The organism is Stenotrophomonas sp., assembly GCF_032103445.1.
Classification (GTDB): domain Bacteria; phylum Pseudomonadota; class Gammaproteobacteria; order Xanthomonadales; family Xanthomonadaceae; genus Stenotrophomonas.
In genome coordinates this window covers 21,358-33,341 of record NZ_DAMDFR010000010.1, presented here as the reverse complement: position 1 = coordinate 33,341, position 11,984 = coordinate 21,358, and the positions used below count along the sequence as shown (strand labels likewise).

The following is an 11,984-nucleotide window of genomic DNA, read 5'->3' as shown; positions in this document are numbered from 1 at the left end:
ATGGCAATCACGAAACCGAAAGTCGACGCGGTCATCGTCGGCATGGGCTGGACCGGGGCGATCCTGGCCAAGGAACTCACCGACGCCGGCTTGAACGTGGTCGCGCTGGAACGCGGCGGCGACCGCGATACCCAGCCCGACTTCGCCTATCCCAAGGTCGTGGACGAGCTGGAAGGTTCGGTGCACCGCCGCTACCTGCAGAGCCTGTCGCAGGAAACCGTCACCATCCGTCACAAGCCGTCCGACACGGCGGTGCCGTACCGGCAGATGGGCTCGTTCAAGCCGGGCACGGGCGTGGGCGGTGCCGGCAGCCACTGGTCCGGCGCGCATTTCCGCCCGTTGCCGGAGGACATGATCCTGCGCAGCAATGTGGAGCAGCGCTACGGCAAGAACTTCATTCCGGCCGACATGACCATCCAGGACTTCCCGGTCACCTACGCCGAGCTGGAACCGCACCTGCACATGTTCGAGCTGGTGTGCGGCACCTCCGGCAAGGCCGGCGTGATCAACGGCGTGGTCCAGGAAGGCGGCAATCCGTTTGAAGGGTCGCGCTCGGCCGAGTACCCGCTGGGCCCGAATCCGAACTACCTGGGCGGGGAGCTGTTCTACAAGGCGGCCAAGGAAATGGGCTGGCACCCCTACCCGATTCCGGCTTCGAATGCCTCCGGCCCCTACGTGAACCCGTACGGCTGCCAGCTCGGGCCGTGCAACGCCTGCGGCTTCTGCAGTGACTACGGCTGCCTGAACTACTCCAAGGCCAGCCCGAACGCCTGCATCCTGCCAGTGCTGCGCCAGCGCCCGAAGTTCGAGCTGCGCACCCATTCGCAGGTGCTCAAGGTCAATCTGGACAGCAGTGGCAAGAAGGCCACCGGCGTGACCTATCTGGACGCGCAGGGCCGCGAGGTCGAGCAGCCAGCCGACCTGGTGCTGCTGTGCGCGTTCCAGCTGTACAACGTGCACCTGATGCTGCTGTCCGGCATCGGCCAGCCCTACGACCCGGAATCCAACACCGGCACCGTGGGCCGCAACTACTCGTATCAGAACCTCAACCGCGTGGTGCTGTTCTTCGACAAGGACGTGCAGGCCAACGGTTTCATAGGTATTGGCGGTGCCGGCACCACCATGGATGACCTCAACGGCAACCAACTGGACAACGCCAAGGCCGGTTTCGTCGGCGGCGGCCTGGTCTGGGCGCGCCAGCCCGGTGCCGGCCCGGTGCGTGGCATCAACGTGCCGAAGGGCACACCGAACTGGGGCTCGGAGTGGAAGAAAGCGGCGGCAGACAACTTCCGCCACAACTTCTACTACGAGGTCCAGGGGGCATGCATGGCCTACCGCCAGCACTACCTGAGCCTGGACCCGACCTACAAGGACAGCTTCGGGCGCCCGCTGCTGCGCATGACCTTCGACTGGCACCCGAACGAGATCAAGGCCTCGCAGTTCTTCGTCGGCAAGGCGATGGAGATGAGCCAGGTGTTGAACCCGCTGTCGATGAGCGGCGATGCCAAGAAGGACGGTGAGCGCTACAACATCACCAAGTACCAGAGCACGCACACCTGCGGCGGCGCGATTATGGGAGCGGATCCGAAGACCTCCGCCCTGAATCGCTACCTGCAGAGCTGGGATGTCTCCAACGTGTTCGTGATCGGGGCCAATGCGTTCCCGCAGAACAACGGCTACAACCCGACTGGTCTGGTCGGCGGGCTGGCGTACTGGGCGGCCACCGCCATCCGTGAGAAGTACCTGCCCGATCCGGGCCCGTTGGTCCAGGCCTGAGGAGACGCCGATGAAAAAGCTGCTCCTCTGGATCGTGGTGCTCGCCGTGCTGGTGCTGCTGGCGGCACTGGCCTACGCCTACATTCCCACCAACACCCGCGTGCTGGCCGATGGCCCTGCGCCCGATGCCGCATTGATCGAGCGTGGTCGCTACCTGGCTGCCGCAGGCGACTGCACGGCGTGCCACACGCGACCCGGCGGCAAGCCGTTCGCCGGCGGGCTGCCGGTGGCGTCGCCGCTGGGCAACATCTACAGCACCAACATCACCCCGGACAAAACCACCGGCATCGGTGCGTACTCGTTGGATGATTTCGACCGCGCGGTACGTCATGGCATTACCCCGGACGGGCGCACGCTGTACCCGGCCATGCCCTACCCGTCGTATGCCCGCATCACCGACGACGACGTGCGCGCTTTGCACGCCTACTTCCTGCACGGCGACATCGCGCCGGTGAACGAAGCCAATCGCGCAGCGGAGATTCCGTGGCCGCTGTCGATGCGCTGGCCGCTGGCGATCTGGCGCAAGACCTTCGCACCGGAAGCGGATGCGGTGGCATTTGATGCCAGCAAGTACGACGACCCGCTGCTTGCGCGCGGTGCCTATCTGGTGCAGGGCCTGGGTCACTGCGGCAGCTGCCATACCCCGCGCGGCTTCGCGCTGCAGGAAAAGGCATTGGATGAGTCCAGTGAGGCGTACCTGAGCGGTGGCCAGATCATCGACGGCTGGAACGCGGTGAACCTGCGTGGCAATGAAGCCGATGGTCTCGGCCGCTGGAGTGCGCAGGACATCGTCGACACCCTGCAGACCGGCCGCAACGCGCACACTGCCGTGGTCGGCACGCCGATGGCCGACGTGGTCCGCCACAGCACCCAGCACCTGACCGAGGAAGACCTGCGGGCGATGGCGGCGTATCTGAAGCAGCTGCCGGCGGCGACGCATGATCCGTCGTCGTACGCCGTCAACGATGCCACCGCCAAGAAGCTGCAGGCCGGCATCAATGACAGCCGTGGTGCCGAGTTGTTCGTGGACAACTGCGCCGCCTGCCACCGTACCGATGCCACCGGCTACAAGGATGTGTTCCCGACCGTGGCCGGCAATCCGACCGTGCTGGCGGAAGATCCCACTTCGGTGATCCGTCTGCTGCTGCACGGTAGCGAGCTGCCCTCCACCGCCAAGCGGCCGTCGAACCTTGGCATGCCCGGGTTTGCCGATCGCCTGAGCGATGAAGAAATTGCCCAGCTGGCGACCTACATCCGCCAGGAGTTCGGCAACAAGGCCGGTCCGGTGACCGCGACGCAGTCGGCCGTGGTGCGCCGTCACCTTGAGGAAGAAGCCAAGGCCCGGAAGGACGCGCACGACCCCACCGCCGCCGAATCCGCCGACGCCCCGTAGGGACGCGCCATGCGCGTCCGCCGGCCAACCCCGCAATCCAGGTTGGCCGGTGGGCGCGCGATTGCCACACACACCCATGCGGTGTGTAGGGCTCACGCCTCTCCCAACATCGCCTGGATGCGCGCAACAACGCGATCACGCATCTCAGCATCCAGCTTCCCGCCGTACATCGCCTCATAGATCCACAACCCATCCGCCGCCAGCCGCGCCACAAACGCATCCAGCGCTTCGGCGCTCTTATCCCCCGCCTCCGGCACCCCCGGTGCCCACCGCGCCATGGCATCCGACCACGGCGCGCGCTCGGCATCGGGTGGCACCGATTCCAGCATGAACATCAGTTCGGCCCGGGTCGCACTCATCGCGGAAACACGAATGAAGGCCTGGTGCCGCTCATGCTGCGTGGTCTGCGCCGCCGGCTTGCCAGCCAGCGCCTCCATCTGCGCTTCCCAGGTCTCCACCAGGTGCGCATCGATGCCAAGCAACAGCGCCTCACGCGAGGGAAAGTGATAAAGCAGCCCGCCCCGCGTCAACCCCGACTCGGCGGAGACAGATTCAAAGGTCACGCCACGCACGCCATCGCGGTTGATCACACGGACGGCGGCTTCAAGAATGCGGGTGCGGTTACTGGCTCTCATCTGCTCAATGTACGGGATTAGGACCAGCGACGGGACGCCCGGCCGGGCCCCGCAGCAGCCGGGTGGTGAACGCAGCGCCCAAGGCCAGCACCACCACGATCACCCACAGCCCCCACGTGTAACTGGTGTCATACGCGTTGCGCGCTGCATCCAGCCACGCACCCTCGCCCGCTGATTGCGCCAGATGCAACGCCGCTCCCAGCCCCTCGCGCGCTGCGGCCGGAATCGAACCATCCACCGGCAGACCAAGGCTGTACAGCGCCGCGCTCAGGCTGCCGAGCACCGCTACCGCGAACAGGCCGCCGAACTCGTATGCCACCTCTTCCACCGAAGAGGCCATGCCCACGCGGTGCGGCGGCACATTGCTGATGATCGCCGTGGATGCCACGGAGATCGCCGCACCGGTGCCGACGCCGGTCAGGGCCATGCCCGCAATCACCCACGGCAGGCCATGCTGGAAGCCGAGCGCCACCATGGCGACGCCGGCCGCCGCGCAGGCCAGGCCACCGCTGATCAGCGGCCGGTAACCCACCCTGTGCAGGAACCCGCCACCGAGCAGCGCGCTCGGCAGTGCGCCCAGCGCCGCCACCGACACCAGCAGGCCGGCGTTAAGCGGGGTGAACCCGGCCACCAGCTGGAAGCGCTGGGTGGTCAGCAACTGCAGCCCAGCCAACGCAAACAGCGTGACAATGGCTGACAACGTGCCGGCCATGAAGGCCGGATTACGGAAAATGCCGAAGTCCAGCAGCGGGTACGGCAACTGGCCCTGACGGCGCACAAACGCCCATGCACCCAGCGCGGCAACCGCGAAGGCAATGCCGCCAGTCGCCAGCGAGGCCGGCGTGGCGATCAGCGACTTGATCGCCAGCACCAGGCCGGACAACGTCATCAGCGCCAGCAATGAGGAAACAAGGTCCCATGGGCGCGTGGTATCGCGCTGGCCTTGTGGTGCCAGCCACAGCGTGGCCGGCAGTGTCAGCAGCACCACCGGCACGTTGATCAGGAACACCGCCCCCCACCAGAAGTGCTGCAGCAGCAGGCCACCGATGATCGGTCCGAGCGCGGCACCGATCAGCGCCACGGAGCCCCAGATCGCGATGGCGAAGTTGCGCTCGCGTGGGTCCTGGAAGCTGAGGCCGATCAGGGCCAGGGTGGCCGGCATCATTGCGGCCGCGCCTACTGCCAGGAAGGCGCGCGCGGCGATCAGCTGCTCGGGTGTTGTTGAGAAAGCCGCGGCCAGCGAGGCGACGCCGAACAGCACCTGGCCGATCAGGAACATGCGGCGGTGGCCGATGCGGTCACCCAGGGTGCCTGCGCCTAACAGCAGGCCGGCCATGACCAGTGGGTAGGCGTTGATGATCCAGAGTGACTGGCTTGGGCTGGCACTCAGGGCTTCGGTCAACGTGGGGAGTGCTGTGTAGAGCACGGAGTTGTCGAGGGTGACCAGGAGGAGGCCGCCGGCGACGGTAAGGAGGAGAAGCCAGCGGCGGGTTTGGTTGAGGTCGGTCATGGGATTACTATACCGGATGTCCTGTATAGTTTGATGAACCAAGAGCAGCCGGGCAAGCCCGGCTCTACGGGGTTCACCGCAATCGGAAAGGAGCCCAGGTGCGGGGATCAGCGCAGACGGAAGGAACCCGCAGTCAGGGGTTCAGGTTTGGCGGGGGGTGGTGAGTTGGTCGGCGAGGCCGCGGTAGATGGGCACCCGGCAGACCAGGCCGGAGACGCCGCGGGCAATCAGTACCGTCGCGAGGATCGGCAGCAGCAGGTCGCCGCTGTCGGTCAGTTCCAGGGAAATGACTGCCGAGGTCAGCGGTGCCTGGGTGACGCCGGTGAGGTAGGCGCACATGCCGAGCAGAACGAACGCACGCGGATCGACCGCTGGCATCAACGCGGCCAGGTTGTGGCCGATGCCGGCACCCACCGCGAGTGCCGGAGAGAACAGACCACCGGGAATACCTGCTACATACGAGGCGAGATTGGCCAGCAGCTTCATCAGGCCAAACTCATGGCCGACCATCGCCTGCCCCTGCACCAGGCTGCGTGCCTGCTCATAGCCGGTGCCAAAAGCACCTTCGCCAAAGCCCAGCGCCAGCAGCACCACCACCAGCCCGCAGCCGGCCGCCAGCAATACCGGATGGCGCTGACGCAGCACACCCAGCCAACGCGGACGGCCGGCTACGGTCAGCAGCACCGCCTTGGCAAACAGTCCGCCCAGCAGCCCAGCCACCACGCCACATAACAGAATGGCCACCCAGCCCTGCCCCAGCGGCAGGCGCGCGGTGACATGACCGAAATAGGTGTAGTTGCCCAACAACCCGAGCGACACCACGCCACCCACGATCACCGCCGTCAGCAACGTGCCGGAGAAGCGGTGTTCAAAGCGACCACTCAGTTCTTCAATCGCAAACACAATACCGGCCAGCGGTGTGTTGAACGCAGCGGCGATACCCGCTGCACCGCCCGCCAACAGAAAGTGCGAAAGCTCGCGCGGGTCACGAAACCCGAACCAGCGCCCGAACAGGTACATCAGGCTGGCCCCCACATGCACGGTCGGGCCTTCACGACCCACCGATGCACCGCCCAGCAGCGACAGCGAGGTCAGCAGCAGCTTTCCTGCGGAGACCCCGGGCGAAAGATTGACCCTGCGAAACTCCTCATCCGGCTTGTCGAGCGCGGCAATCACCTGGGGAATGCCACTGCCACGCGTAGGACGCAGCGCGCCTGCGGTGAGCCACGCGAGCAGCGCGAAGATCCCCGGCGTCAGCAGCAGTGCCCAGTACGGCGAGTGCGCAATGATGCGCTGGAACACATGAAATGCCGCATCGCTGGCCTTGGCAAACACGATCGCCACCAGCGCGACCACCACCGCGCCACCCCACAACGCCGCGCGGCGCCGCCACGCTTCGCTGAAGACAAGAGACGCCAGGCGCTGACGCATGCGATCCAGATCAATCATGCGTAAAAGTCTGACAGCTGAACACGCCATGATGAGGTGAAAATCTGGCGGATTTGGGCACAAAATCAGGCGAAACACTGTGCTGAATTTGGACTCATCACCTGAATGAAGCTAGACTTGATCGCTTTCATTCGCAAAATGGAGGCAAGGGACGCAATCGTGCGAGCATTTCCCTTTCTTATCGTGGCGGCCATGGCAGGCGTTCCGCTTGCCGCAAAATCCGCTGAAAACCCCACAGATCAGGGCTCAGAGCCCTACTTCCACGCTGGCGGCGCCGTCCGCTTCAACTATGGCTGGCTCGACTACGGTCCCACCAGCCGCCTGCAACTGGAACTGCTGCGCGCTGATGTGAAAGGCGGAAGCGGTCCGATGTTCTTCTCGGCGCAGTATCGCTGGTACGACGGATTCGATGCCGTCCACCACGCCTATGTCGGCGCGAAGTTCAACGACAACAGCAACGTGAAGCTCGGCATCCAGCAGGTGCCATTCGGCCTGTTGCCGACGGTCTCGCAGAGCTTCTGGTTCGGTTCCGGCTACTACCTCGGCATCGAGGACGACTACGACCCGGGCGTGGTCTTCACCCATCAGCAGGGCGATACCACCTGGCATGCCGGCTATTTCACCGGCGACGAATACGGCAGTGGCGCACGCTACGACCGCTACTCGTTTGACGTCGCGCAGACCAACGCGCTGCCCTACCGCGAGCGTGGCCGCGTGAATGGCCGTATCGAGCGAGCGTTGGACTGGAACGGCGGCGACCTGCTGATCGGCGCATCAGCATTCGCGGGGAAGGTGCAGAACACCCGCACCCGCCACCACCACGGTCACCAAGGTGCCGCCGTGCATGCGCAATGGAAGCGCAATGGCTGGACGACCCAGCTGCAATGGGCGCGCTACCGCTACGACATTCCCGAACAACGGATCGCGCTTTCCGCATTCGATGCCCCGTTCGAGATTGCTGCGCAGGCCGACGTGCCCAGTGCCAACGTCGCGTATTCCTTCGGCAGCAACAGGCTGCTGGATGACGTCACCTGCTACAACAACCTCAGCATGACCCGCCCGGTCGGCCACAGCGACGGCGTTCGCGACTCGTGGCAGAACGTCACCGGCTGCAGCTTCGGCAAGGGCATCATGCTCACCTACGTTGACTGGATCGCCGGCAAGGACATGTGGTTTGCCGGCGGCGAAGGCATCGGCATCGACAATGGCGGTCCCTCGCGTTGGCACTCACGTCTCAACGTCAACATCGGCTTCTACTTCTGACTGTCTGAAGGACGCTCACCACCCGACTCGTTTCCACGGAGGAACCCATGCAGAGCACCGCTCCGCACCATCCCCCCGTTCGCCAGCGCATTCTGCCGCAGGTGTTCATTCCCACCGCCGCCATCGTCATTGCCCTGCTTGCACTGGCGGCGTTCGCTCCAGCACTGGCGACATCCTGGTTCACCGCCGCGAAGACCTGGGCGGCCAATGATGCAGGCTGGTTCACCATTCTTTCGGTGGCGGGCTTCCTGATCTTCGTGGTCGGCGTTGCACTCAGCCGCTTCGGCCTGATCAAGCTCGGCCCCGACCACAGCACACCGGACTACAGCTACGGCAGCTGGTTTGCCATGCTGTTCGCCGCCGGAATGGGCATCGGACTGATGTTCTTCGGCGTGGCCGAACCGATCATGCACTTCGCCACGCCACCGGTGGGGGCACCCGAATCTGCCGCGGCCGCCAAACAGGCCATGCGCATCACCTTCTTCCACTGGGGCATCCACGCGTGGGCAATCTACGCCGTGGTGGCGCTGTCGCTTGCCTATTTTGCGTACCGCCACAACCTGCCGCTGCGGGTACGTTCGGCACTGTACCCGCTGATCGGCGAGCGCATCCACGGGCCGATCGGCCATACCGTGGATACCTTTGCTGCGCTGGGCACCATCTTCGGCCTGGCCACCTCGCTCGGCCTGGGCGTCATGCAGATCAATGCCGGCCTGAACTACCTGTTCGGCTGGGAGGTCAGCACGCTGGTGCAGGTCGGCCTCATCATCGCGATCACCCTGGTCGCCACCGGCTCGGTGGTAGCGGGGCTCGACAGCGGCGTGCGCAGGCTGTCGGAACTGAACATGATTCTGGCAGCCGCGCTGCTGGCATTCGTGCTGGTCTGTGGCCCCACCGCGCATCTGATGCAGGCGCTGGTGCAGAACACCGGCATGTATGTGTCACAGCTGTTCTCGATGACCTTCAATCTGTATGCCTATGAACCCAACGGTTGGCTGGGTGGCTGGACCCTGTTCTACTGGGGCTGGTGGATTGCCTGGTCGCCGTTTGTGGGCATGTTCATCGCGCGCATTTCGCGCGGGCGTACCGTGCGTGAGTTTGTAGTGGGCGTGCTGCTGGTGCCACTGGGCTTCACCTTCCTGTGGATGACCATCTATGGCAATACCGCATTGCACATGGTCAGGGCAGACGGACTCCAGGAACTGGTGCAGGCGGTGTCCACTGACAGCTCGATTGCCTTGTTCGAGTTCCTGGAACATCTGCCGCTTACCATGCTGACATCGTCGTTGGCGGTGGTATTGGTTGCATTGTTCTTCATCACCTCGGCCGACTCGGGCGCACTGGTGATCGACATGCTCACCTCGAAGGGCGAAGAGGAATCTCCGCTCTGGCAGCGCATTTTCTGGGCCCTGCTGGTCGGCGCACTGGCCATTGCCCTGCTGATCGCTGGCGGACTGGAGTCATTGCAGGCGGCCACCATTGCAAGTGCCCTGCCCTTCACCGTGGTGATGATCCTGATGTGCTGGGGCCTGCTGAAGGCCATGCATCTTGACGCGACCAAGCGCTCGATTCTGCGCGACGCCCGCATCCTGCCGGGTACCAGCGAAGACTGGAAGGCACGCCTGAAGCTGCTGGCGCACAATCCGCTCAGAATCGAGGTCACCGGGTTCATCCAGCAGAAGGTGATGCCGGCGCTGGAAGACGTGGCAAGTGAACTCCGCAAGCAGGACCTGCCGGTGCAGGTCACCCACGGCGAGGACGGACGCGCCTGGCTGCAGGTCGGCCACGGCGAGGAGATGGATTTCTTCTACTCCGTGCGCCCGCAGCCCTACGCAGCGCCGACCTTTGCCCTGCAGGACCCGCGCCGACCGGTGAAGGAAGGCACCCAGTACTACCGCGCCGAGGTGTACCTGCGTGAGGGTGGACAGGACTACGACGTGATGGGCTGGACCCAGGTGCAGCTGATCCACGACGTGCTGGACCAGTACGAACGCCACCGCCAGTTCCTGGACCGCGTGCGCTGACCTGACAGCAGAAGGGGTCGCTCGCGCGACCCCTTCTGCGTCACCACCGGTAGTGACGCGCCATGCGCGTCAGCACGGAAAGCGTCAGCGGCCCATTGACCGCGACACAGCCTGTTCCTGCACCTGCGCGTCCTGCTGCTGGGTCTGCGCACTGTCTGCACGTCGCTGATTCACGCCTTCCAGCGCCTCCAGCTGCTTCTCCACCGGCGTCGCTACCGCCTGTGCCGTGTCAGTCCGCGCAATCTGCCGATCCGCCGCATGCGGCTGCCCCTGCACTGCGAACGCATAGCGCGCATCTTCGCTCAGCACGGCCTCGTCGATCCGGCACATGCCCTTGTCCTTCGCGGCCACCAGCAGCGCCATGCCCAGCCGCTCGGTGCTCTGATCCGGTTGCCGACCCATGGCGGTATCCAGGCGGGACACCGCACCATGACTCTGCAGCCAAAGCGGATGATCGGCACTGTTGCTTTGCCGCGGATCATTCACGGGGAGCAGCGGTGACGGCGGCGGCAGGTTACGCAGATGCGCGCCGTCCACCGTGGCATCGATCTTCTGCACACCCGCGTCCTTGTCGGCCGTGGCCAGCCGGAACATCTGTTCCGCCATGCCGTACTCCGAGTTGCCCCGGTTGCGTGCCAGCGATGCAGCATACGCATCCACGTCGGACTGCAGCCCGCCGCGCCCGTCCTCGGCCAGCAGGCGCCAACGCTCACCCGCCATCGGGTTGTCCTGCACCATCTGCTGGGTGCGCTCCATCATCGCGCGCAGCTGGTCTTCGCTGAAGCTGACCGTGTTGAGCTCACCGGCCTTGACCGGCCCACGTGCACCGGTGTCGCCGGTCAACGCACTGTTGAGCAGGCCCGCGACCTGATCACCCTGCGCATGCTGGCGCAGGTCGAAGGTGAACTCGTAGCGGCGCTGGTCGCGCAGCTCCTGACCGTCGGCACCATACTGGCTGAGCCGGGTCACCGGCAGGTTGCCGTCGTACCGCACATTACGCAGTTCGGTGTAACTGCCATCGTCGCGCCGCACCTGGGTGACGTCGCCGCGGTTGCGCGCGCCCGCCAGATCCACGCCAAAGGCCGTGCCCACGTCCACCTTCAGGCGGGTCTGCGAACTCATGCCGAGACGCTCGACGGTGGCGACATCGTCCATGCCAGGAGTCTTCGCATCCAGCGACCCGTTGGCTACGAACTGCTGGTAGGCGGCCTGACCCTGCGCATCGGCGAGGTCAAACGTTGCCGTGCGCACGCTGGACTGGCCCAATGCGTCCTGGCGACCGGCGATCGCGGTTACGCCCTTGGCCGAAAAGCCTATTCCGTTGAACGCTTCCACCGCCTGGTTGGGGCCAGTGGTGACGCGCACGCGGCCATCGTCCAGTCGATCCACGCGCAGGCTTGCGCCTTCGGCTTCGGTCAGTTTGTGTTCGGCGGCGATGTTCCGGAACGTGCCGGCCATGGCGGTGCCACTGAACGATTGTGCATCGAGTGTGACGCTGCCACCTTTCGGGAGCGTTTCCAGATCGAACGGATTGATCCGCGTCGGATCGGTGCCAGCGCCTTCCGGCAGACTGACCCGATATCGGCCCCGCAGTCCTTCGGTTTGAGTGGTCTCAACGATGCCGCCTTTCTGGCGGGTGCCCGCCACGGTCTCCAGCTCGAGCTGGTAATGCACGCGGCCGTCGGCACTGCTTTCGCCCGCTCCCAGCGAGGTGGCGCGGAACGGACCACCGGCGGGTCCAGCGCCCTGTTGGCGCGCTTCCTGGGTGACCTTGAAGCCACCGTCGCCCGGCGTGGCGCTGACCGAAGTGCGACCGGCCTTGCCGTGCATTTCGGAGTTGGAGGAGGTGTAGGTCGGATCGAAGGCTACGTCGGCGGCGTTGCGCGCGGCCGCGTCAACGGACGCGCCCTCCTTCCGTGTCGGGTCGTTCATGT

Annotated in this window: 8 protein-coding genes; 4 read left to right on the top strand and 4 right to left on the bottom strand. The window is 65.2% G+C overall.

Annotated elements, in window-relative coordinates:
- Together RT551_RS05885 and RT551_RS05880 are read left to right on the top strand one after the other, a co-directional pair.
- Positions 1-1,776 carry a GMC family oxidoreductase gene (locus tag RT551_RS05885; protein ID WP_313456403.1) on the top strand — a complete coding sequence of 592 codons (1,776 nt, stop codon included), beginning with the start codon at positions 1-3 and terminating at the stop codon, positions 1,774-1,776.
- A 10-nt stretch (positions 1,777-1,786) separates the two neighbouring features.
- Complete coding sequence (locus tag RT551_RS05880) at positions 1,787-3,169, top strand: c-type cytochrome (RefSeq protein WP_313456401.1); 1,383 nt, start codon at positions 1,787-1,789, stop codon at positions 3,167-3,169.
- A gap of 92 nt (positions 3,170-3,261) precedes the next feature.
- On the opposite strand, the gene RT551_RS05875 is transcribed toward RT551_RS05880, so the two are convergent.
- From RT551_RS05875 to RT551_RS05865, 3 genes are all read right to left on the bottom strand, one after another.
- Positions 3,262-3,804 (bottom strand): TetR family transcriptional regulator, encoded by a 543-nt coding sequence (locus tag RT551_RS05875; protein ID WP_313456399.1) that lies wholly within the window; start codon positions 3,802-3,804, stop codon positions 3,262-3,264.
- A 4-nt stretch (positions 3,805-3,808) separates the two neighbouring features.
- Positions 3,809-5,314, bottom strand: a complete 1,506-nt coding sequence (locus RT551_RS05870; protein ID WP_313456397.1) for an MFS transporter — start codon at positions 5,312-5,314, stop codon at positions 3,809-3,811.
- A gap of 141 nt (positions 5,315-5,455) precedes the next feature.
- Positions 5,456-6,763: a chloride channel protein gene (locus RT551_RS05865; RefSeq protein WP_313456395.1), complete on the bottom strand. Its 1,308-nt coding sequence runs from the start codon at positions 6,761-6,763 to the stop codon at positions 5,456-5,458.
- 192 nt (positions 6,764-6,955) lie between these two features.
- On the opposite strand from RT551_RS05865, the gene RT551_RS05860 reads away from it, so the two are divergent.
- Both RT551_RS05860 and betT read left to right on the top strand, forming a co-directional pair.
- Positions 6,956-8,026 (top strand): hypothetical protein, encoded by a 1,071-nt coding sequence (locus RT551_RS05860; RefSeq protein ID WP_313456393.1) that lies wholly within the window; start codon positions 6,956-6,958, stop codon positions 8,024-8,026.
- 47 nt (positions 8,027-8,073) lie between these two features.
- Entirely contained in the window at positions 8,074-10,050 is a 1,977-nt protein-coding gene (gene betT, locus RT551_RS05855; RefSeq protein WP_313456391.1) for a choline BCCT transporter BetT, read from the top strand.
- 84 nt (positions 10,051-10,134) lie between these two features.
- Here betT and RT551_RS05850 read toward each other — a convergent pair whose 3' ends face one another.
- A complete protein-coding gene (locus tag RT551_RS05850; RefSeq protein WP_313456390.1) occupies positions 10,135-11,982 on the bottom strand; it encodes an XVIPCD domain-containing protein in 1,848 nt (615 codons plus the stop codon).
- Positions 11,983-11,984 lie beyond the last annotated feature (2 nt).

Excerpts from the sequence above, each read along its gene's own strand:
- RT551_RS05885 (WP_313456403.1), top strand. The coding sequence starts at position 1 with ATGGCAATCACGAAACCGAAAGTCGACGCGGTCATCGTCGGCATGGGC.
- RT551_RS05880 (WP_313456401.1), top strand. The coding sequence starts at position 1,787 with ATGAAAAAGCTGCTCCTCTGGATCGTGGTGCTCGCCGTGCTGGTGCTG.
- RT551_RS05875 (WP_313456399.1), bottom strand. The coding sequence starts at position 3,804 with ATGAGAGCCAGTAACCGCACCCGCATTCTTGAAGCCGCCGTCCGTGTG.
- RT551_RS05870 (WP_313456397.1), bottom strand. The coding sequence starts at position 5,314 with ATGACCGACCTCAACCAAACCCGCCGCTGGCTTCTCCTCCTTACCGTC.
- RT551_RS05865 (WP_313456395.1), bottom strand. The coding sequence starts at position 6,763 with ATGATTGATCTGGATCGCATGCGTCAGCGCCTGGCGTCTCTTGTCTTC.
- RT551_RS05860 (WP_313456393.1), top strand. The coding sequence starts at position 6,956 with ATGGCAGGCGTTCCGCTTGCCGCAAAATCCGCTGAAAACCCCACAGAT.
- betT (WP_313456391.1), top strand. The coding sequence starts at position 8,074 with ATGCAGAGCACCGCTCCGCACCATCCCCCCGTTCGCCAGCGCATTCTG.
- RT551_RS05850 (WP_313456390.1), bottom strand. The coding sequence starts at position 11,982 with ATGAACGACCCGACACGGAAGGAGGGCGCGTCCGTTGACGCGGCCGCG.